We start from the raw sequence: 22,566 nt of genomic DNA, 5'->3' as shown, positions 1-22,566 counted from the left end.
GGATGACGATGCTTCGTTCAATGATTACTGCCGCCAATACGATGAACCAACTCCAGCAACAACTGGACGTCATTAGCCATAATATCGCAAACGTCAATACAACCGGGTTTAAAAAGCGCGATGCGGTGTTCGGTGAATTGCTCGCCCAACAGTTTACTAACTTGCCAAAAACAGATGAAGCACCGCGCCTCACCCCGGCTGGCGTCCGCCTTGGTGTTGGGGCGAAAGTAGCGTCAACACATATGCAAATGAAGCAAGGCTCGATTGTAAAAACGGACCGCCCGCTTGATCTTGCATTGACGAAAGAAGGGCAATTTTTCCGCATTCTTGTCGATGGTGCGATTCAATATACGCGTGACGGTGCGTTTTACCTTAGTCCGTCGGCAAACAATCCGAATGAACTCATGCTTGTAACAGCGGATGGTTATGCGTTGCTTGATGAAAACGATGAACCAATTACCGTGCGCGAAGGGTTTAAAGACATTCAAGTCACTCAAGACGGTACGATGCAATTTATTGCGCCAAACGGAAACATTATGAAGACCGCAAACATCGGAGTATCATATGTGACGCGTCCCCAACTGATGCAGGCGCTCGGCGACAATCGTTTTGCTTTTCCAGCTGATGTGAATAATGAAGACGTAACGGTTAATTTAGCTGGCAACAATCGCAACAACATTTCACTACAACAATATGCCCTAGAACAATCGAACGTGGAACTAGCGACCGAAATGAGCGAACTTATGATTACGCAACGGTCATACCAACTTAATGCTCGTGCGATTACATTATCGGATCAAATGATGGGGCTCATTAACGGCATTCGTTCATAGAGGGGAATGTATATGGAGGAAAAACAACAGAAACGCTCGCTTCGCCGTCCGCGCCGCCGTCTTATTCCGATTTGGCTTCGTTTGCTTATCGTCCTTTGTTTGATTACGATTAGCACATTAGCAGGAGCGATGGTTGGCTACGGTATGCTTGGCGGAGGAAACCCGTTCGATGCATTAAAGCCAGCAACGTGGCAACATATTATTGATTTAGTAGCGAAACAGTAGTGGACAGACCACTTCAAAACATGATACATTGAGAATAAAAGCGGAAGGGAGATCCTTCCGTTTTTTTATAAAGGAGGAATTTATATGCTTGATATTCAACAAATTCAACAAATTATCCCACATCGCTATCCGTTTTTACTCGTTGACCGCATTGTTGAAGTGGAAGAAGGAAAGCGTGCCGTTGGCATCAAAAACGTCAGTGCCAACGAACAATTTTTTGTCGGCCATTTTCCTGAATATCCTGTTATGCCGGGTGTATTAATTGTTGAAGCACTGGCGCAAGTCGGAGCTGTCGCGATGTTAATGAAAGAAGAAAACCGTGGTCGCCTCGCCTTTTTTACCGGCATTGACAACTGCCGATTTAAAAAGCAAGTGAAACCTGGCGATCAATTACGATTAGAAGTCGAAATGATTCGTTTTAAAGGTGCAATTGGCAAAGGAAAAGGCGTCGCCACCGTCGATGGCGAGCTCGTATGCGAAACAGAAATCATGTTTGCGCTCGGTGAAAAATAATGCATAACCGTCTCCTTTCTGGGCATGTTATAGATGATTACATATGTAAAAGAAAGGGGACAAACGATGAAAAAACGATGGTTGCTTAAATTTATAAGCGCGTTGATCGCGATTATGGTTGTCACAGGTTGCAATAACGACGATACGGATAACGATATGAACAACCAAGAAGAAATGCAGCCAGGCGAAGACACAAATGAAGGTGTTGGCGACGATGAAAACGACGCCGTCCCAGATGAAGAAGATGCTGTCGAAGATGCCGAAGATATGAACGATGCTGACAATACGGACGAATAAACGTAAGAGGTTTCCTCTTGCGTTTTTTTATTCCCTTAATTCCTATAACCGTTAGTATAGTTATAAAAAAACTTTGTCAATACACGCTTCTTTATGATACAGTAACGGTTGACGATAATCATATGGAGGGTTTTATATATGTTAAAACAGCTTCCTCATCGCATGAAGATGAACATCACCTTATCGATTAAAAAAGTGTTTGAACGATATATGGCCAGCATCGGCTGGGACGAGACAAACTACAATGCCGCAACATTCATGGAACAATGGCGCCATTATTTATACAATGAAGCGACATGGTTTGCGGAATTAGACGATGCGATTAAAACAAACCCACAATTTCATGAACAACTTGCAGCACGCATTAACGAAATTATCGACCAGCTCTTGAACGAACCTCCAACGGATGAACAAATCGCAGAAATTAACCGTCTCACCGAACGTCTTAGCATTGATGATTTCCCATACGGCTGTAAGTTAGAAGCAAAATATCATATTGAACGTCTACAACACGAGCTAAAAAAAAAGAAAAGCTAACGAAACGAGCGAGCGAAAAACAACGTAAGCTGGCAGAAATTTTATATTATCAAGCGTATGACTGTCCGCTACCAGAGCGCGACTATACGGTCGCTGAAATGAATAATATCATTGCACAAGCAAAACAAATCATTGCGCAAGAAGAAAAAGAAGAAGAGATGATTCACTAACTGGTAGTATTTGGAAACTACCGGTTTTCTTTTTTGTGGAAATAAATTAACAAAAAGGGTAGAAAAACGGAAGTGTTTGTCGTTATAATGAATCTAGTGAATGTTTTTGTCGAAAATATATGTTTTATAGGAGGACGTCATGGAAGAGACGATTAGCTTACGAGAACTGTTTCAAACGTTGCGCAAACGCGCTTGGCTTATTGTGGCGATTACCGTCATCGCGACGATGACAAGCGGCATCGTTAGCTATTTTGTGTTGACGCCGATTTACCAAGCATCGACACAACTACTAGTGAACCAAGCGAAAAGTGAACAACCGATTTACAATATTAGCGAAATTCAAACGAACTTGCAGCTTATTAATACGTATAACGTCATTATGAAAAGCCCAGCGATTTTAGATATTGTGAAACAAGAGTTAGACTTGGATGTACCTGTAGAAGAGTTAAACAAGAAAATTAACGTCACAAGCGAAAAAGACTCGCAAGTAGTTAATGTGACAGTGGAAGACCCTGATCCATATATGGCTGCCGATATTGCCAATACGGTTGCGAGCGTATTTCAACGTGAAATCGTTAAAATTATGAACGTCGATAACGTCAACATTTTAGCGAAGGCAGAAGTAAAAGAACAGCCGGTTCCGGTCAAACCAAAACCGTTATTAAATATGGCGATTGCTTTCGTTGTTGGCATCATGACAGGCATCGGCTTAGCATTTTTACTTGAATATTTAGATAATACGATTAAAAACGAACAAGATGTCGAAAAACTGCTTGAGTTACCTGTGTTAGGAGCGGTCACAGTTATTGAGGATGATGGAACTGGTAAGCAGGAAATACATGTGAAGAAACAAATACGAGGTGAGACGGTTGGTTCTTAAAAAGAAAAAACAGGCGTTTGCGCGAACAATGCGTTCGCTCATTACAAAAACAAATCCAAAATCGCCGATTTCTGAACAATATCGGACGATTCGCACGAACATTCAATTTTCGGTCGCTGACCGTCCATTGCGCTCGATTATGGTCACTTCCTCTGCCCCGGAGGAAGGAAAATCGACAACGGTCGCCAATTTAGCGGTCGTCTTTGCGCAACAAGGAAAAAAAGTGCTTCTTATTGATGCAGACTTACGTAAACCGACAGTACATTATACGTTTCGAAGAGACAACTACGTCGGTTTAACGAACGTATTAACGAAACAAGCTACACTTCAAACAGCAGTGAAAGAAACAGATGTGGAAAACTTATTCGTTTTAACGAGCGGTCCGATTCCGCCAAATCCAGCTGAATTGCTTGGTTCAGCTACAATGGAAGACCTGCTAGCAGAAGCATATGATCAGTTTGACGTTGTCCTTTTTGATACGCCGCCTGTTTTAGCGGTTACAGATGCACAAATTTTAGCGAATCAATGCGACGGAACAATTCTCGTCGTTCAGAGCGGAAGGACTGAAATTGAAGCTGCACAAAAGGCAAAAGAACTACTTCTTGCGGCGAAAGGAAAGTTACTAGGTGTCGTTTTAAACCAAAAGAAGCAAAAAGAAAGTAGCTATTACTATTACTATGGTAATAAGTAGACAACATTCGACAAAAAATGTATATTGACTCCTTCTTTTTTCCTATGTTACTATAAATTGCGTGGATAAGATTGTCGAAAAACAAAGAAACTAGTTTATTTTCAGTAGATATAAAGAAGGAAAGAGGGGTTCGTGTGATTGATATCCATAGTCATATTTTACCGTCGATCGATGACGGGGCACAAACACTCGCTGATGCAATTGACATGGCGAAGGCAGCAGTTGCTGGGGGGATCACAACGATCATCGCGACCCCTCATCACCGCAATGGGACGTTCGAAAATGATAAACGATCGATTATTGAGCACGTTCATGCATTAAATGAAACACTACAACATCACCGTATTCCTCTTTCCGTTTTACCGGGACAAGAAGTGCGCATTCATGGGGAATTGCTTGATTATTATCGTGATGGCGATATTTTGCCACTTGCGGAGACGAAATATGTGCTAATTGAACTTCCGAACAATCATGTCCCGCGTTACACCGAGCAACTTATTTTTGACATGCAACTACAAGGACTCATTCCAATTATTGCTCATCCTGAACGAAATAGTGAGCTCGTTGAACATCCGAACAAATTATACGACCTAGTGAAAAAAGGAGTATTAACGCAACTCACTGCCGCCAGTGTCGCTGGAAAGTTCGGAAAAAATATTAAAAAGTTTTCGCTACAAATGATTGAAGCGAACTTAGTTCACTTAATCGCATCCGATGCACATAATACGACGACACGTGCATTTCATATGCGCGAAGCGTACGACGTCATCCAAAAACAGTTCGGCTCTCAAGTGGTGTATGTGTTTCAAGAAAACGCTGAACTGCTTGTTGCTGGCGAAACTTTGTATAAAGATGCACCAGGGCGAATGAAAAAGAAAAAGTTTTTCGGTATTTTCTAAGTTTTGTATTTTCCTATACATACCATGGAGTAAATATGTCATGCTGGTTTCGAACGTGTCGATATCAGCTTTCTTTTTTTGGTGATGTTTCGTTTCATTCACTTCCACTTTTCGGAGATGCCTCCTTTCCGTTATCAATGGAGGCACTCGGCCGTACTGTGGGTGGGGACGATGACGGTCCTGCCACCTTAGACGCCTGTCGTCGATGGTGCGGTGTGAGGGTGGGTTAGATGCCCAATGCTAACCTTGTTTTTTATTTATGTCTCTTTTTTGCCATGTTATAATGAGAGAAATGGTAAAGGAGGGGGACAAATGAGCCAAGAATTAAAAGCTTTGCTTCGCTCTGTACTGAAGGAAGAACTACAGCCTGTTCATGAGCGATTAGAACGTGTTGAACAAACGCAACAAGAGTTACAACGCGGTCAAAAAGCACTAGAAAAGAGTGTTGCTCAAATCCAGCAAGATGTAACAGAGCTACAAGTAGGTCAGCGAGCACTAGAAAACACAGTTGCTCAAATTCAACAAGACGTCGCACAATTACAAGCAGGTCAACAAGCATTACAACAAGACGTCGCACAGTTACAAGCAGGTCAACAAGCATTACAACAAGACGTCGCACAGTTGCAAGCAGGCCAACAAGCGTTACAACAAGACGTCGCACAATTACAAGCAGGCCAACAAGCATTACAACAAGACGTCGCACAGTTACAAGCAGGCCAACAAGCATTACAACAAGACGTCGCACAGTTACAAGCAGGCCAACAAGCATTACAACAAGACGTCGCACAATTACAAGCAGGTCAACAAGCGTTACAACAAGACGTCGCACAATTACAAGCAGGCCAACAAGCATTACAACAAGACGTCGCACAGTTACAAGCAGGTCAACAAGCGTTACAACAAGACGTCGCACAGTTACAAGCAGGTCAACAAGCATTACAACAAGATGTTGCACAATTACAAGCAGGTCAACACAAGCTAGAAAATGATATGGTCGATATGAAACAATCACTCGGAAATATGGAACGGACGCAAGAAAAGATTCTTGAAGAGCTACGCATATCAAAAAACAACCAGGCACTAGTCATAAATGATTTGACAAGCATAAAAAAATCAATGGATGTGACGGTTGCTTATTTGCAGCGTAGATCCGATGTCATATTTGATAAAATGATTGAACATGAAAAAGAAATTTTAAATTTAAAAACACGTCTACCAAACTAACTCCCAATGGGAGCTATTTTTTTGTACATCGACGTATATGTTATGCATATATAGCGTATACGTGGGTGTACAGTTTAGGAAGTGAGGGATGTATGTGAAAACGGTAAGAAAAGCGATTATCCCAGCTGCTGGGCTTGGCACGCGCTTTTTACCTGCGACAAAAGCGATGCCGAAAGAAATGCTTCCGATCGTCGACAAGCCGACGATTCAATATATCGTCGAAGAAGCAATCGAATCAGGCATTGAAGATATTATTATCGTCACAGGAAAAGGAAAACGTGCCATCGAAGACCATTTCGACCATGCATTTGAACTGGAACAAACGTTGTTAAAAAACAATAAACACGACCTGCTAGAAAAAGTAAAAGAGCCGTCCAAAGTCGACATTCATTACATTCGTCAAAAAGAACCAAAAGGACTAGGCCACGCCGTCTGGTGCGCCCGTAAATTTATCGGTGACGAACCATTTGCTGTCCTGTTAGGCGACGACATCGTTCAAGCTGATACCCCATGTTTAAAACAGTTGATGAACGAATTCGAAAAAACGAGAAGCTCTGTCATCGGAGTCAAACAAGTCGCTGACGACGAAACGCACCGTTACGGCATCATCGACCCAATCGACAAAAAAGGACGACGCTATCAAGTGCGCCAATTCGTCGAGAAACCAGCACCAGGCACCGCCCCATCGAACTTAGCGATTATGGGTCGATACATTTTAACGCCAGAAATTTTCATGTTTCTTGAAAAACAAGAAACCGGCGCCGGCGGCGAAATTCAACTGACCGACGCGATTCAAAAGCTAAACGAAATCCAACGCGTCTTTGCGTATGAGTTTGAAGGAAAGCGGTATGATGTTGGGGAGAAGCTTGGGTTTATCCAGACGACGATTGAGTTTGCAATGCAAGATGAGGAGTTGAAAAAACAACTTCTTCCGTTTATCGAAAACGTATTAAAAGAAACGAAAGTAACGGAATGAGAGGGGATGAGGGGAGTTGGCTAAACTAAATACCGCACAAGAAGCGGTCATTTCCAGTCAACGATTAGATTACGTACAATTTAGGAGCTTAGAAGATACATCGAGAGCGTACGCTATAACAAAGAGAGTGATTGATATTTTAGGAGCAATCATCGGGCTCATTTTATCCAGCCCGCTTTTTTTATGCATTGGCATCTTTTATTTATTCGGGGATTCTAAAGGTCCAATTTTGTTCAAACAAACCCGTGTCGGCAAACATGGAGAAAGATTTTACATATACAAGTTTCGATCCATGACTGTAAATGCGGAAGAGAAGCTAAAAGCGGATAAAGAGCTTTACCAAAAGTATTTAAGGAACAACTATAAACTAGAACCGCATGAAGACCCACGTATCACAAACCTTGGGCGCTTTTTACGAAAGACAAGCTTAGACGAAATTCCTCAGCTCATTAACGTATTAAAAGGGGAAATGAGTTTAGTCGGACCGAGGCCGGTGGTGGAAGAGGAATTAAAGGAATACGGAAGAGAAGTTTCAAAGTTTTTATCAGTCAAACCAGGAATGACTGGCTATTGGCAGGTAAGCGGAAGAAGTGAAGTAGGATATCCAGAAAGAGTGAATGTAGAGTTGTTTTATGTGGAGCATCAGTCGCTCATTTTGGATATTGTCATTCTTGTGAAAACGGTATTTATGGTGGTTTTGAGAAGGGGAGCTTATTGATTATAGGGGAAACATATATGTCTGATAAGAAAAGGCTATTTGAAAATTTTCTATCGTTAGCGACTTTGCAAGGACTAAATTATATACTTCCTTTGCTTACGTTGCCTTATTTAGTAAGGGTTTTAGGCCCAGAAAATTACGGATTAGTAGCGTTTGCTCAGTCTTTTGTGCAGTTTTTTGTTATTTTTGTTGATTATGGATTTAATCTGTCTGCTACAAATCAAATTGCTGTGTATAGGGAAAATAGGGAGAAGGTTCAAAGAATTTTTAGCACAGTAATAACGATTAAAGTCTTCTTTACTGTAATTAGTTTTGTCGTGCTTTGTTTGTTAGTTTTTCTATTGCCAAAATTCGCAGAGCATAAATCAATATATGTCATCACGTTTGGCATGGTTGTTGGCAATGTTCTTTTTCCTGTCTGGTTTTTTCAAGGAATGGAGAGGATGAGGTACATAACTTTTCTAAATATCATCGCAAAGGCATTATTTACAGCAGGTATCTTTCTATTGGTGAAGCAGAGGGATGATTTTCTATTAGTCCCATTGCTTAATTCTCTTGGAATAATATCAATCGGAATCATATCCTTAGGCATGATTAAAAAAACTTTCAGTATAAATATTGTTCTTCCTGCCTGGAACGACATTAAGTATCAGTTAAAAGAAGGATGGTATGTATTTATTTCAACGGTTGCTATTAGCTTATATACCGTTAGCAATACATTTATTCTCGGATTATTTACGAATAATACGATTGTGGGATATTATGCTGGTGCGGAGAAAATTATTAGCGCTGCAAACGGAATGATTAGCCCCGTCTCACAAGCGCTCTATCCGTACATTAGCCGATTAATATTAGGGAATCGAGAAAAAGGGCTAATGCTTATAAGAAAAATCGTACTGATAATAGGTGGGGGCACACTTATAGTATCTTTCATTATTTTTTTTCTTGCGGAAAACATAGTAGACATTGCGCTAGGAGACCATTACAAACATTCGATCGTAGTGCTAAAAATTTTATCCTTTTTGCCTTTTATTATAGGACTAAGCAATATTTTAGGAATTCAAACAATGTTAACTTTAGGTTATAAGAAAGCCTTCTCCAACATTTTAATATTAGCAAGCATCTTAAATATCTTTCTAGCTGTTCTTTTAGTGCCTAATTTTCATCATGTAGGAACAGCAGTTGGTGTTTTCATTTCAGAGCTTTTTGTTACTTCGGCGATGTTTGTTTATTTATATTCAAAAGGGATTAAACTTCTGGAGGGTAAACATGTTTAGCTATGTAATTATTGGAACAGGATTCGCTGGTAGCGTACTAGCGGAACGAATTGCAACGCAATTAAATAAAAAAGTATTAATGATTGAAAAACGCAATCATGTTGGTGGGAATGCATATGACTCATATGATAGTCAGGGCATTTTAATTCATAATTATGGTCCACATATTTTTCATACAAAAATAAAAAAAGTTTGGGATTACTTATCAAACTTTACGGATTGGTATTTGTATCATCATAAAGTACTTGGAGTTATCGATGGAAAAAAGGTGCCGATTCCATTTAATTTAAACTCCATTCATCAAGTTTTTCCTAAAAATCTAGCAGAACGAATGGAGAAAAAATTAATTGAAAACTTTGGTTACAATAAAAAAGTACCCATTCTAAAGCTACGTGAAGCGGAAGACAAAGATTTGAAATTTTTAGCTGATTATATATATGAAAATGTGTTTCTTGGCTATACAACAAAGCAGTGGGGTGTCACGCCAGAAGAATTAGATCCTTCTGTCACAGGGCGCGTGCCCGTATATGTTAGTCGAGATGACCGTTATTTTCAAGATCATTATCAAGGGATGCCAAAAGAAGGATACACAAAGCTATTTGAAAGAATGCTAAATCATGAAAATATAAAGATTTTATTAAATACAGACTATAAAGAGGTATTGCAGTTTGATCTTGAAACAGGAGAGGCAAAACTATTTGGGCAAAAATTTAGCGGAAAAATCATTTATACCGGTCCAATTGACTACTTCTTTAATTACAAATTTGGACAGTTACCTTATCGTTCGTTAAATTTTGTATTTGAACAGTTCAATCAAGAACAAGTACAAGAAGTAGGGACTGTCAATTACCCAAATGATTATAATTTTACAAGAATAACTGAATTTAAACATTTAACGAATCAATCTTCTGACAAAACAACAACTGTAAAAGAGTTTTCCCAAGAGTATATTCCAGGGGAAAATATTCCTTATTATCCGATTAAGAATGATAGAAACCTAGAACTATATAGATTGTATAGAGAAGAAGTAAGAAAATATGATAATTTAATTTTTATTGGACGTTTGGCTGAGTATCAGTATTATGATATGGATATGGTAGTTGCGAAGGCTTTGAAAATATTTGAAGAAAGGATCGCAAAATGAGAGTTTCATACTTACTTTATGATTTTGGTAAAACTGGTGGATCAATAGTATTATACAATTTCATGGATAATTTAGTGAAAAGGGGATATGAAGTTTATGCTGTCACTCCTTACGGTCGGTATAAATGGGAAATAGGAATGTGGAAAGAACTCATCATTCAATTTTCTAATGACAAGTTAGCGAAAAAAATTGTAAAAAATATTATACATCCATATATGCAAAATAACAAAAAAGCAAAAAGACTGAAAACCGTATACCAGTGGAATAAATCTGTGAAAGGGTTAATAAACAACTGGAAACAGACTGATGTTACTATTTCTACATACTGTATTACTGCTTATGCTGGTTTTTATCTAAGCGATCAAACTATACCTTTGTATCACATGCAACATTTTGAAGAGTTATTTTTTCAAGATAGAATTCAACGACTCGTTGCAAGGAACACATATAAACTCCCATTGATTAAAATATCAAATTCGTCTTGGTTAAGACATATTGTTAAAAAGTATTTCAATGAGGAAAGTTATTTATTAAATCCAGGAATTGATTTAGGAGTGTTTAAAGAAGGGAAAGGATATTTAGAAAAATATCGAACCAAGAAAAAATGGACGATTGTAAGTTTTTTCGATGAACAGCGTGAATGGAAAGGTTTTAATGACGCAGTAAAAGCTGTGAAGAAGGCTAGAGACATTCTAAGTTCTCAAGGAATTGAGATTATATGGAAAGTATTTGGGTTAAATCCGCCGACTAAAAGTTACGAAACGGAATTTGAATATGTAGGGAAGCTTTTTAATGAGCAACTTTCAAAGTTGTATCAAGAGGCTGATATTGTTCTTTTAACATCTTGGTATGAGAGTTTCCCGCTTCCCCCTATTGAGGCTATGGCTTCGGGTTCTCTAATTATTTCTACTCAATATGGCGTAGAGGATTATATTATTGATGGAAAAAACGGTCTAGTTACTTTACCTAGGAAAATTGAAGAGATTGCTAACAAGATAGTATGGGCTATTCAAAATCCCCAAGAGGTTCAGAGTTTGGTGATTAATGGTGTAGCAACTGCGCATGATTATAGTTGGGATAAAAGAACAGATGTTTTAGAAAATATTTTAGTTGAAGTAACTAAAAATTATAAAGACACCAAGTATAAATTGTTCGACGATTTGGTATATGGTAGATTTGGTGAATACATGTACGAAGAGTTCAAATAAAGATTTTAGGAATAAAGAGGAGTAATTTTCTTATGAAAGGCATCATCCTAGCTGGTGGTAGCGGTACCCGCCTTTATCCTTTAACGAAAGCAGTATCAAAACAACTATTGCCTGTGTACGACAAGCCAATGATTTATTATCCGCTATCTGTTTTAATGCTTGCGGGTATTCGGGATATATTAATTATTTCTACTCCTAGCGATACGCCGCGTTTCAAGGAGTTGCTAGGGGATGGTTCACAGTTAGGGATTTCGCTTTCTTACGCCGTGCAGCCTTCGCCAGATGGGCTTGCACAGGCGTTTTTAATTGGAGAAGATTTTATTGGCGATGACAATGTTGCATTAATTTTAGGGGACAATCTTTTTTATGGACATGGGTTGACACAGTTGTTACAGAAGGCAGTAGAGCGTAGAACAGGTGCGACTGTTTTTGGGTATTATGTCAATGACCCTGAACGCTTTGGTGTTGTGGAATTTGATGAGAACGGGAAGGTTATTTCTATTGAGGAAAAGCCAGAAAATCCGAAGTCCAATTATGCGGTGACGGGGTTGTATTTTTATGATAATCGTGTGGTAGAGATTGCGAAAAATATTCGTCCGTCTGCACGTGGGGAATTAGAAATTACGGATGTAAACAAAGCGTATTTGGAGCTTGGGGAACTGCATGTAGAAATTTTAGGTCGGGGATTTTCTTGGTTGGATTCAGGTACACATGAGTCTTTATTAGAAGCGTCGCAATTTATCGAAACGATTGAGAAGCGTCAAAGTTTAAAAGTTGCTTGCCTTGAGGAGATTGCCTACTTAAAAGGATATATTGATCGGGAGCAATTATTAAAACTGGCGGAGCCATTAAAGAAAAATCAGTATGGTCAATATTTGATTGATATTGCCAATCAAAAGAAACGACCGATTTATTTATAATGAGGTGTTCGGTGTGAAAGTGACAGAAACATCATTGCCCGGTGTGTTGTTGATTGAACCGAAAGTATTCGGCGACCACCGCGGTTTTTTTATGGAAAGCTACAATAAAAAACTTTTTGCGGAATATGGGCTTGATTTTGACTTTATTCAAGATAATCACTCGTTATCCCGACAAGCAGGAACGATCCGCGGGCTTCATTATCAGTTACACCCAAAGGCGCAAACGAAATTAGTTCGCGTGACGCGCGGGGCGGTTTATGATGTCGTTGTTGATATTCGTAAAGGCTCACCGACATTCGGGAAATGGCAAGGGTTTATTTTAAGCGCGGAGAATAAGCGACAATTGCTTGTGCCAAAAGGGTTTGCCCATGGGTTTTGCACGTTAGTGGAAAATACGGAAGTGCAGTATAAGGTAGATGAATATTATTCTCCAGAACATGACCGTGGCATTGTTTGGAATGATCCGGCGTTAGGAATTGATTGGCCAACAGCAAATCCGATTCTTTCGGAAAAAGACGCAAAGCATCCACTATTGGCAGACGCGGAAATTAACTTTGAATGGGAGAGAATGTGATGAACCTTTTAGTCACAGGCGGAGCTGGTTTTATCGGCAGCAACTTTGTCCGTTATATGCTAGAGAAATATCCACATTACAAAGTAGTTAACTATGATTTATTAACGTATGCAGGCAACCTTGAAAACTTAAAGGATGTTGAAAATCATCCTAACTATAGGTTTGTGAAAGGTGATATTAATAACCGTCAACTCGTAGATTATGTAGTTAAAACATATGAAATTGATGTCATCGTTAACTTTGCGGCAGAATCGCATGTCGATCGTAGTATTACCGACCCTAGTATTTTTGTAAAAACAAACGTACTAGGTACGCAAGTGTTATTGGATGTAGCGAAAGAAAATAAAATAAAGAAATATGTGCAAATTTCTACCGATGAAGTGTATGGGACGCTTGGGGAAACAGGGTATTTTACCGAAGAAACCCCATTAGCACCAAACAGCCCATATTCGGCAAGCAAAGCAGGTGGGGATTTGCTTGTTAGGGCGTATCATGAAACGTACGGACTTCATGTGAACATTACAAGATGTTCGAACAACTATGGTCCATATCACTTCCCGGAAAAGCTTATTCCGTTAATGATTACAAACGCATTAGAAGGAAAGGAACTACCAATTTATGGTGATGGCAAAAATATTCGTGATTGGTTGCACGTTAAAGATCATTGTGCGGCGATTGATTTAGTGATTCATAAAGGGAAATCGGGGGAAGTGTACAATATCGGCGGACATAATGAACGCACGAATAATGAAATTGTACATCTCATCGTTGAAAAACTAGGAGTGTCAAAAGAGTTAATTACGTATGTGGCAGACCGCCCAGGGCACGACCGCCGTTATGCGATTGATCCGACAAAAATTATGAACGAGCTTGGATGGAAACCGCAGTATACATTTGAAACAGGCATTGTGGAAACGATTCAATGGTATATTGAAAATCAAGAATGGTGGAAAAACATTAAATCTGGCGAATATATGACTTATTATGAGAAACAATACGGTGACAGAAGATGAAAGTAATTGTAACAGGTGCAAAAGGGCAGCTTGGTACAGATGTAGTCCACTTGTTCGCTAATCAAGGATATGAAGTTTACGGTTATGGGCGGGAAGAGTTAGATATCACAAACTTTGACCAAGTAAAACAGGTTATTAGCGAAGTTAAACCTGATGTTGTTGTTCATGCAGCGGCGTATACGAAAGTCGATTTAGCGGAATCCCAGCCTGATCAAGCATTTTTAATTAATGCGTACGGAACGAGAAACGTTGCGGTTGCATCGGAAGCAGTAGGGGCAAAACTTGTTTACATTAGCACAGACTACGTCTTTGACGGAATGGCAACTACCCCATACAACGAATTGGCGCCGACGAATCCACTTAGCGTGTATGGGAAGAGTAAACTAGCTGGCGAGCAGTTTGTCCGCGACTTGCATTCGAAGTTTTTTATCGTGAGAACGTCTTGGGTGTATGGAAAACATGGGGACAATTTTGTCAAGACGATGTTAAAGTTAGCCAAAGAGCGAGATGAGCTAATGGTCGTCAACGACCAAATCGGCTGCCCGACATATACGGTCGACTTAGCAAATTGCATTTTGGAACTGATTCAAACGGAAAAGTACGGCGTTTATCACGTTTCCAATTCGGGACATTGTTCTTGGTATGAATTTGCGAAAGCAATTTTTGAGGAAGTAGGGATAGAAGTTAAAGTCAATCCTTGCACGACAAAAGAGTTTCCAAGGCCAGCACCAAGACCGATGTATTCGGTGTTTGAGCATATGGCGCTTAGGTTGAATGGATTTCATCAAATGAGAAATTGGCGAGAAGCATTGAAAGAATTTATTATAAGAATTAAACTATAAGGTAGTGATGTACGCTTGAAACAAGTAACGAATAAAGATGTTGCGATTATTATTTTAAACTGGAATGCTTATGACGATACGTTTGAATGTTTAAAATCGCTAGAGCATTTAACGTACCCTTATTTTCACGTGTTTTTAGTAGATAACGCTTCACAAGACGGCTCGTTTGATAAACTTCAACAAGATTATAACGATGGAAAATTTCATTTGCCTATTACATTTATTCAAACCGGAGCGAATTTAGGGTTTGCAGGTGGGAATAATGTCGCCATTAGAGAGGCGCATAAACAAGGGTACCAATATTTTTGGCTTTTGAATAACGATACAGTAGTAGATCCGAATGCGTTAACGCCATTAGTAGAAACGTTGGAAAAAGACAAACAAGTAGGAATTGTTGGTTCCAAAATTTATTATTACGGAACGAACAAAATTTGGTTTGCGGGGGGCAAGGTTAATACTTGGACAGGAACGACAAAGCATATAGGAATTAAAGAAGAAGATGTCGGGCAATATGACGAAGTAAAAGAAGTGGATTATATAACAGGATGTAGTTTGTGCTTTCGGAGAGAGGTACTAGAAACGGTAGGGTACATGTGTGAGGATTATTTTTTGTATTATGAAGAAACGGATTGGAATGTTAGGAGTAGTAATAGAGGGTGGAAAATAATCTATCAACCTAGTTCTGTGATCTATCATAAGGTCTCTAGTTCATCTGGCGGCGAGAGAAAGAGTATGCCTCCTTACATTGCATACTATGATGTAAGAAATTCGTTTGCTATGACGAGGAAAGTACAAAAAAAATGTTCCCATATTAGAGTTTCTATTGCTCTTTTGAGTATGATATGGAATGTTATAAAGAAAAATATAAAAATTATTTTATTAAATGAGGATAAAAAAATCTTGAGAGGTAAATTAATATTAAAAGGTTTTATAGATGGTATAAATATGAGGATGGGGAAGTTAGGTGAATGATATTGTTGTAAGGGATAGATTTAGTAAAGATTCTGTACCGTTACTGTTTTTTGTAATTGGCTTTTTTTTGTTCTCTATAGACGGCATTCCTTATATAAAATATACAGATTATAAGCCGATTAGCGTCATCTTTTTTGGGATATCTATCTTTTTGTTGATGACGAGAAAAGGTTTTCGGCTGTCTTGCAGTGATACGGAAAAAATTTTATTATCATTCGTTTTTTATAGTGTTTTGCATTCGCTTTTGGTGGCTCTCCAAACAGGAGATGTTAAAAGTAGTATTGAGCACATCTTGTCATTATTTGTTGGGCTAATAATTTATTTTTCAATAATCTCAATGCTGTCTAACTTTAGGAAATTAAAACAGTTTGAGAGGGCATTTAATTTATTGCTTGTACTTACCTTTGCATTGCCCATTATATTTGGCATACTTCAAATATTAGGTCTATTATCGGGTACAAGTTTAGTAAATATGTTAACTTCATTTTTTGTTTCTAGGACATATGGACGCGTCCAAATGCTATCCAATGAACCGTCGTGGGCAGCTATTCATATCTTGGTTGGCATTATATTATTTAATTACTACAGAAAAAATTATATATCGTCTAAAGTGTTTTTTTATTTATTGGTTATTTTGTTTATTTTTACTTTTTCTATGAACGGTTATGTCGTATTATTGATAACGGTTATTTTTTATTTGCTAATCAAAAGGAGAATAAAGCCGTTATTTTTACTGTTTTTTAGTATTTTTTTATTTGTTGTTATGGGCTATGTAATTAATTTACTCGATTTAGGAGGTTATTATACTTACCGATTTAATTTTAGAGAATACTATGATTTTGATAGATTATTACATAGCGATGGTTCTGTGTTTGTAAGAGTTGTTTTCCCAATAATAGGTTTAATCCAATTTTTAAAAAACCCTATTTGGGGCGTGGGTGGAGGATTTTACTATTTAGATTTTGCTAGAATTATTCAAGAGCAGTTTAGTTATGGATTAAGTTTTTATGAGGTATACTTTAATGCGTTTGTCAATCCTAGTAATGCTAACCCCCGAAATTTAATAGCCAAGATTTTAGCTGAGGAAGGGCTAATAGGTTTTGTACTTTTTTCATCTTTTTTATTTAAAATTTTTACTTATTGCAAATCTGACTATTCGAAGTTCATTTTTTGTTTTAGTTTGGCTATGGTAATGAATTTTGATTCATATGCTTTTGTGGATTTTTGGATGATGTTGGCTTTTCTTAGGTCAAGATGGTTTGAACAAGAGAATAGGGATGGTGTAATATGATTGTCGGAATAGATGCTAGGAAACTGAATAATTCTAAGACAGGGATAGGGTATTATACAGAAAATATTCTTTCGGAGCTTTTAAATTTAGACAGGAAAAACAAATACATTTTATATATGGACGATGATCATAAAGGTTCAGACAAATGGGGATGTTATGAAAATGTTTCTATAAAAGTCATAGGGAGAAATATCCCGAAAAATAAGATATTTAGTCCGATCTGGTTAAACACTTTGTTGCCGTACCATTTAAACAAGGATAAAGTTGATGTATTATTTTGCCCTAATTTTTTCCCTCCTTTATTCACAAAAGCCAAGAGAATAACAACGATTCATGATTTAGCAGTTTTCAAGCAACCGGAATGCTATCCTTTCTTATACAGGATTTATCATAGAATGTTACTCTTGCTCACTATAAGGAAAAATGATTATATCTTAACTGTTTCGCAATCATCTAAAAATGATTTGTTAGAGACCTTTAAACATTTACAAGAAAGAGATAACATTTATGTAACATATTGTGCTGTAAACAAGGGGAAATTTAGAGTAAAAGAGGAGTTGGATTCGAATTTTAACAAAGAAGTCATAGAGAAGTATGGATTAGACAGTAAATACATTTTGTTTTTAGGGGAACTTAATAAAAGAAAAAACATACTTCATATTTTAAAAACATTTAAGTTGATGATTGACGAAGGGTTCTCTGAATACAAGTTAGTTTTATGTGGGAAAGAAGGTTATGGATTTGATGAAATTATTAGTTATATAAATGAAAATAGCTTAGAGAATAAAGTAATTATCACAGGATATGTGCCTGAAGAGGAAATCCCTTATCTGTATGCAAATGCTAGTTTGTTTTTTTATCCGTCCTTATACGAGGGGTTTGGGATACCACCACTTGAATCAATGGCATCTGGTGTTCCTGCTGTGGTTTCTAATATTTCTTCTCTACCCGAAGTTGTGGGGGATGCGGGTATAAAAGTACCGCCTTACGATGAAAGGCAGTCCTTCAATTCTATAAAGAAGGTACTTGAGGATCAGAATGTATATAGGAGTTTGAGGATTCAATCCTTAGATCAAGCTAGAAAGTTTGAATGGTCCATCTCTGCTAATTTGTTGCTTAAATTAATTAATAAGTCAGTTTAGTGTATAATTACACACATGTTTATTAACCAGTAATATCCATAAAAACCATAGAAAAAAGAGCACCTTCCTTGTAGAATGTAAGTAGCTACAAACAAACCTAGGAGGTGCCCTCTATGAACAAGCATACCACACTCCCAAATTTGATGCAAAAAATGGTTTCTGATGAAGATCTCCAATCGATGATCGAAGCCGTTGGCTATCATGACACTTCGCGGACGTTTACGGTGCGCACGTTGGTTGATTTTTTTCTGTTGGTGGCACTTCACGAATGGAAAAGTTTCCGTCATGGTGCCGATGTGGCGAAAATGTATGATTGCCGACGTTTCATTACTCGACGGTTTCTAAGAAAGCGAAAGAAGTTCCTTACGAGGTGATGAAGCGCTTATTTGCTTTGGTGGTTTCGACATGCAATCGACAAACCCGCCGTTCGCTTCGCTTTCCAAAAGCATTGCGTGTAGTAGATTCCACGACCGTCACCGTGGGGAAAAACCGCCTGACATGGGCACCCTATCATGGGGAACGATCCGAAGTGAAAATGCACGTCGCGTATTCCCCTGAGCAACAAATGCCGAGCGACATCGTAGAAACCGTAGGGCTACGCCACGATGGACCGGTGGGAGAGCAGCTCACAGACGTGCCATCGGTTCTTGTCGAGGATCGAGCGTACTTTAAAATCGAACGTATCGATCGGTTTGTCGAACAGAAGCAACCATTTGTGATACGGATGAAAGACAATGTCGAGATTCATCAAAAAAGAGCCTAAAGCGCCTATCTTCCTCCTCTTCTTCCATTGTGGCGGATTTTACTTGTTAGTTAGGAACAAAACAATGTCGTTCCAAGAAGCGCCATCGCGTCGTGATCTTTCAGGACGCAAACGGGCATGAAATCCCTGTTGTCACGAACGTCTTGGAGGCATCGGCAGAAAAGATTGCCGAGATGTATCAAGAACGTTGGACGGTTGAAGTGTTTTTTCGGTGGGTGAAGCAATATTTTAACGTCCCGACGTTGTTTGGTACCAGCGAGCACGCGGCATGCAACCAGCTTTTTGCGGCATTTATTGCTTATGTGTTATTGAGATGATTATACAATCGAACTGAAAAGCGTACAACCTCGTCTCTTTCCTTCCTTTCGTTTGTTCGTCGTTTTTTCTCTGGGCAACTTCGCCTCAAATGGGCATCTGAGATGGCAGCTGTCTTATTTGAGTATGCTCGAATATATGGGAGAAGTATGCCTAATTTTGTATAATCAATAGCCGTGATATAATTATTAAGCTCGCTTATGAATACCTTTGGTGAAATTTTGTTTCAAGGGGAATCAAACTAATGGAAGTTAGTATTGTGACTTTAACGTGGAATAGCGAAGATTATGTAGAACAGATGTTAGGAAGTTTAATAAATAAGCTCAGAGGAGAAGGTATCGAATATGAAATATTTGTGATTGATAATGGTTCAACGGATAAAACGCTTGAAATTCTTAAACGTATACAAAAGAGTGAAAAGAGGTTGTTTTATATCCCGTTATGTAAAAATTTGGGCACTACTTTCTCTAGAAATATTGGATTAAAGCTCTGTACTAAAGAGTATGTTTTGATCGTAGATAGTGATACGGATTTTTCAGAAACATCTTTTGTGGAACTCATCAACAGTTTTAATGAAATTAATAGCGAGAGGATAGGAGTTGTTCATCCACAGCTAGTGCATCCAACAGGAGAGGTTCAGAACTCAGCACTCAAATTCCCTAATTTTAAAAATAAATTAAAAAGATTTCTCGGAAAAGAAGATGTTTACTATGATTTGAATAAAATCCAAAAAATTGATTACGGAATTTCAGCAGCTTGGTTATTGAGAAAGAAAATCTTTGACGAGATAGGATATTTAGATGAAAAGATATTTTACGCGCCTGAAGATGCTGAGTATTGTAAAAGATTGTGGGAGAACAACTACGAAGTATGGTATTATCCAAAGGTTAAAATAATTCATTACTATCAAAGGTTAACAAAGAAAAAAAAATTTACAAAGCTATGGTTTCTACATTTAAAGGGGCTTATTTATTTTTGGATTAAATATTGGAAAGGTTTCGGTATATAGGCTATTTACTAAGAGGCTGTACTTGATTTCTTCATAACATGCTCTGCTAATGTTTCTGAAAGAAAAAGCAAATGATTTTTTACACATTCTTGTTCAGAAAAAGAGGAACGGTCGCTAAGTATATGTAACCTTTGATCTGAGAGGTTGGTGATAAAATGGAATTGGTGTTATTATCCGGCGGCTCAGGCAAACGCCTTTGGCCTTTGTCTAACGATGCTCGCTCCAAACAATTTTTGAAAGTATTAGAAAGTGAAAATGGCGAATTGCAGTCGATGGTTCAGCGCGTATGGGAACAGTTAGGAAATGTCGGCCTAGCTGATTCTGCTGTGATTGCTACAAGCAAATCCCAAGTCGATATGATTCAAAGCCAATTAGGACAAGAGGTACCGATTATTATTGAACCGATGCGGCGTGATACATTTCCAGCGATTGCTTTAGCATCGGTTTATTTGTACAGTGTCGAAGGAATGGGCTTAAACGAAGTGGTTGCGGTGTTGCCTGTCGATCCATATGTAGAGGATCGCTTTTTCCAGCGAGTTAAAGAACTAGAAAAAACGGTTCTTGAAAGTGGCGCAGATTTGGTGTTAATTGGTGTCGAACCAACGTATCCATCGGCGAAGTACGGTTATATTGTTCCGACTGCTAAATCCAGTGACAGTGATTATTTCAAAGTCAGCCATTTTACAGAGAAGCCAAACGAAGAAAAAGCAATTGAACTAATCAAGCAAGGTGCGCTTTGGAATTGTGGTGTGTTTGCTTTTCGATTGGACTATATGATTTCGCTATTAGAAGCAAAAGGGCTTCCGATTCAATATGATGAATTGTTAAAGCAATATGGCCAGTTGCCGAAAATTAGCTTTGACTATGAGGTCGTGGAAAAGACAGAACATATTGTTGTGTTGCCATATGATGGCTATTGGAAAGACCTTGGTACGTGGAATACATTAACGGAAGAGATGGCAACAAACCAAATTGGAAAAGGGATTATCACCGATTCAGAGAATACGCATTTAATTAATGAATTAGACATTCCAGTCACAGTGTTAGGAGTATCTAATGCGATTGTGGCGGTAAGTCCGGATGGAATTTTAGTGTCAGACAAAGAAAAAAGTCCAAAAATTAAAGAGTTAGTGAATGAGTTTGATCAACGCCCAATGTATGAAGAACGACGATGGGGTTGGTATCGGGTGTTGGACTATACTAAATTTGAAGACGGTCGAGAAGTATTAACAAAACGAATTGGCGTTACGGCAGGGAAAAATTTAAGCTATCAAATGCATCATTATCGTAGCGAAGTATGGACGATTATTAAAGGAGAAGGCGAATTTGCGCTTGACGGTGAAATCCGTTTTGTCAAACCAGGGGATGTACTTGAAATCCCTATTGGTGCAAAACATGGCATTAGAGCGATTACCGATTTAGAATTTATCGAAGTGCAAACTGGAACACAGTTAATTGAGGAAGACATTGTTCGTATTTATATGACTTGGGAAGAAGTGGAGAAGAACTTGCTTAGCTGTCGAGACGTAAGGAGTATAATTAAATAATGAAAGAATATGTTTGGAAAATAATAAATTCTGTTATTCAATCCCCTTTGTTTCATCCATATATAAGGACTTACCTACTAATGATATTAGGGGTGAAGCTAGATAAAAGTGCTAGAATAGCCGAAAATGTATATTTGGGCTCCAATAAAATTATTATGGGGAAACATACATTTGTAAATGTGGGAAGTTTCCTTGACGGAAATGCCAGAATTATTATAGAAGATTATGTAAGAATAGGTCCTTATGTAAAAATATTAACCGGAACCCACCATTATAGGCATTCTGTTATAAGAAGACGTGAGGAAGATGGCACAATATCTAAGGAAGTAATAATCAAAAAGGGAAGTTGGGTTGGAATGGGAGCTATTATTCTGCCCAGTGTTACAATTGCAGAAGGATGTATTATTGCGGCAGGTGCAGTAGTGACAAAGGACACAGAGCCTAACGGTTTATATGCAGGGAATCCAGCTAGGAGAATTAAGGATTTACCGACAACTGGAGATGAAATGTAGTTCAAAATGCTTAAGTAGTATATGTTACAAGAAAGATTCAGTTGATGATTTAAACAAAGAAGACATCATGCATA

The 22,566-nt window shown here is 38.4% G+C and carries 24 protein-coding genes and 1 pseudogene; all 25 read left to right on the top strand.

The window, feature by feature from the left end; translation table 11 throughout:
- Positions 1 to 8 precede the first annotated feature (8 nt).
- The gene (locus tag HNQ82_RS04535) at positions 9 to 833 is read left to right on the top strand and encodes a flagellar hook-basal body protein (RefSeq protein ID WP_183247548.1); all 825 of its coding nucleotides are present in this window, start codon (positions 9 to 11) and stop codon (positions 831 to 833) included.
- A gap of 12 nt (positions 834 to 845) precedes the next feature.
- Positions 846 to 1,058 carry a DNA-directed RNA polymerase subunit beta gene (locus HNQ82_RS04530; RefSeq protein ID WP_032101298.1) on the top strand — a complete coding sequence of 71 codons (213 nt, stop codon included), beginning with the start codon at positions 846 to 848 and terminating at the stop codon, positions 1,056 to 1,058.
- 84 nt (positions 1,059 to 1,142) lie between these two features.
- Positions 1,143 to 1,571: a 3-hydroxyacyl-ACP dehydratase FabZ gene (gene fabZ / locus HNQ82_RS04525; protein WP_183247546.1), complete on the top strand. Its 429-nt coding sequence runs from the start codon at positions 1,143 to 1,145 to the stop codon at positions 1,569 to 1,571.
- A gap of 66 nt (positions 1,572 to 1,637) precedes the next feature.
- On the top strand, positions 1,638 to 1,868 hold the full coding sequence (locus tag HNQ82_RS04520; RefSeq protein ID WP_183247544.1) for a hypothetical protein: 231 nt from the start codon (positions 1,638 to 1,640) through the stop codon (positions 1,866 to 1,868).
- 138 nt (positions 1,869 to 2,006) lie between these two features.
- Positions 2,007 to 2,405 (top strand): hypothetical protein, encoded by a 399-nt coding sequence (locus HNQ82_RS04515; protein WP_183247534.1) that lies wholly within the window; start codon positions 2,007 to 2,009, stop codon positions 2,403 to 2,405.
- A gap of 309 nt (positions 2,406 to 2,714) precedes the next feature.
- Entirely contained in the window at positions 2,715 to 3,455 is a 741-nt protein-coding gene (locus HNQ82_RS04510) for a YveK family protein (protein ID WP_183247533.1), read from the top strand.
- Between the two features lie 28 nt (positions 3,456 to 3,483).
- A complete protein-coding gene (locus HNQ82_RS04505) occupies positions 3,484 to 4,146 on the top strand; it encodes a CpsD/CapB family tyrosine-protein kinase (protein WP_183247794.1) in 663 nt (220 codons plus the stop codon).
- A gap of 134 nt (positions 4,147 to 4,280) precedes the next feature.
- The gene (locus HNQ82_RS04500) at positions 4,281 to 5,045 is read left to right on the top strand and encodes a CpsB/CapC family capsule biosynthesis tyrosine phosphatase (protein WP_183247530.1); all 765 of its coding nucleotides are present in this window, start codon (positions 4,281 to 4,283) and stop codon (positions 5,043 to 5,045) included.
- A gap of 312 nt (positions 5,046 to 5,357) precedes the next feature.
- A complete protein-coding gene (locus tag HNQ82_RS04495) occupies positions 5,358 to 6,269 on the top strand; it encodes a hypothetical protein (RefSeq protein WP_183247528.1) in 912 nt (303 codons plus the stop codon).
- 94 nt (positions 6,270 to 6,363) lie between these two features.
- Positions 6,364 to 7,245 carry a UTP--glucose-1-phosphate uridylyltransferase GalU gene (galU, locus tag HNQ82_RS04490; protein WP_183247792.1) on the top strand — a complete coding sequence of 294 codons (882 nt, stop codon included), beginning with the start codon at positions 6,364 to 6,366 and terminating at the stop codon, positions 7,243 to 7,245.
- A gap of 115 nt (positions 7,246 to 7,360) precedes the next feature.
- Entirely contained in the window at positions 7,361 to 7,963 is a 603-nt protein-coding gene (locus tag HNQ82_RS04485; protein ID WP_425486239.1) for a sugar transferase, read from the top strand.
- A gap of 17 nt (positions 7,964 to 7,980) precedes the next feature.
- Complete coding sequence (locus tag HNQ82_RS04480) at positions 7,981 to 9,240, top strand: flippase (protein WP_183247525.1); 1,260 nt, start codon at positions 7,981 to 7,983, stop codon at positions 9,238 to 9,240.
- Positions 9,233 to 10,384 carry a UDP-galactopyranose mutase gene (glf, locus tag HNQ82_RS04475; RefSeq protein ID WP_183247523.1) on the top strand — a complete coding sequence of 384 codons (1,152 nt, stop codon included), beginning with the start codon at positions 9,233 to 9,235 and terminating at the stop codon, positions 10,382 to 10,384. The genes HNQ82_RS04480 and glf overlap by 8 nt, the downstream gene beginning before the upstream one ends.
- Entirely contained in the window at positions 10,381 to 11,592 is a 1,212-nt protein-coding gene (locus tag HNQ82_RS04470; protein WP_183247521.1) for a glycosyltransferase family 4 protein, read from the top strand. Before glf ends, HNQ82_RS04470 begins: the two co-directional genes overlap by 4 nt.
- Positions 11,593 to 11,624: 32 nt before the next feature.
- The gene (gene rfbA, locus HNQ82_RS04465) at positions 11,625 to 12,512 is read left to right on the top strand and encodes a glucose-1-phosphate thymidylyltransferase RfbA (RefSeq protein WP_183247519.1); all 888 of its coding nucleotides are present in this window, start codon (positions 11,625 to 11,627) and stop codon (positions 12,510 to 12,512) included.
- Positions 12,513 to 12,525: 13 nt separating this feature from the next.
- Positions 12,526 to 13,086, top strand: a complete 561-nt coding sequence (gene rfbC / locus HNQ82_RS04460; protein WP_183247517.1) for a dTDP-4-dehydrorhamnose 3,5-epimerase — start codon at positions 12,526 to 12,528, stop codon at positions 13,084 to 13,086.
- Positions 13,086 to 14,099, top strand: a complete 1,014-nt coding sequence (gene rfbB / locus HNQ82_RS04455; protein WP_183247515.1) for a dTDP-glucose 4,6-dehydratase — start codon at positions 13,086 to 13,088, stop codon at positions 14,097 to 14,099. The genes rfbC and rfbB overlap by 1 nt, the downstream gene beginning before the upstream one ends.
- The gene (gene rfbD / locus HNQ82_RS04450) at positions 14,096 to 14,941 is read left to right on the top strand and encodes a dTDP-4-dehydrorhamnose reductase (RefSeq protein WP_183247513.1); all 846 of its coding nucleotides are present in this window, start codon (positions 14,096 to 14,098) and stop codon (positions 14,939 to 14,941) included. Before rfbB ends, rfbD begins: the two co-directional genes overlap by 4 nt.
- A 15-nt stretch (positions 14,942 to 14,956) precedes the next feature.
- Complete coding sequence (locus tag HNQ82_RS04445; protein ID WP_183247511.1) at positions 14,957 to 15,913, top strand: glycosyltransferase family 2 protein; 957 nt, start codon at positions 14,957 to 14,959, stop codon at positions 15,911 to 15,913.
- Complete coding sequence (locus tag HNQ82_RS14735; RefSeq protein ID WP_183247509.1) at positions 15,906 to 17,204, top strand: O-antigen ligase family protein; 1,299 nt, start codon at positions 15,906 to 15,908, stop codon at positions 17,202 to 17,204. Before HNQ82_RS04445 ends, HNQ82_RS14735 begins: the two co-directional genes overlap by 8 nt.
- A complete protein-coding gene (locus HNQ82_RS04435) occupies positions 17,201 to 18,346 on the top strand; it encodes a glycosyltransferase family 4 protein (RefSeq protein ID WP_183247506.1) in 1,146 nt (381 codons plus the stop codon). Before HNQ82_RS14735 ends, HNQ82_RS04435 begins: the two co-directional genes overlap by 4 nt.
- A 113-nt stretch (positions 18,347 to 18,459) precedes the next feature.
- A pseudogene (locus tag HNQ82_RS14660) lies at positions 18,460 to 19,591 on the top strand (IS4 family transposase).
- 77 nt (positions 19,592 to 19,668) lie between these two features.
- Positions 19,669 to 20,433 (top strand): glycosyltransferase family 2 protein, encoded by a 765-nt coding sequence (locus tag HNQ82_RS04425; RefSeq protein WP_183247504.1) that lies wholly within the window; start codon positions 19,669 to 19,671, stop codon positions 20,431 to 20,433.
- Positions 20,434 to 20,588: 155 nt separating this feature from the next.
- Positions 20,589 to 21,980, top strand: coding sequence for a sugar phosphate nucleotidyltransferase (locus HNQ82_RS04420; RefSeq protein WP_183247502.1), 1,392 nt, complete (start codon positions 20,589 to 20,591; stop codon positions 21,978 to 21,980).
- Positions 21,980 to 22,492, top strand: coding sequence for an acyltransferase (locus HNQ82_RS04415; RefSeq protein WP_183247500.1), 513 nt, complete (start codon positions 21,980 to 21,982; stop codon positions 22,490 to 22,492). The genes HNQ82_RS04420 and HNQ82_RS04415 overlap by 1 nt, the downstream gene beginning before the upstream one ends.
- Positions 22,493 to 22,566: the final 74 nt, after the last annotated feature.

It is taken from the genome of Anoxybacillus tengchongensis (genome assembly GCF_014201585.1).
Lineage (GTDB): Bacteria > Bacillota > Bacilli > Bacillales > Anoxybacillaceae > Anoxybacillus > Anoxybacillus tengchongensis.
This window is presented reverse-complemented; position numbering and strand designations above follow the sequence as displayed.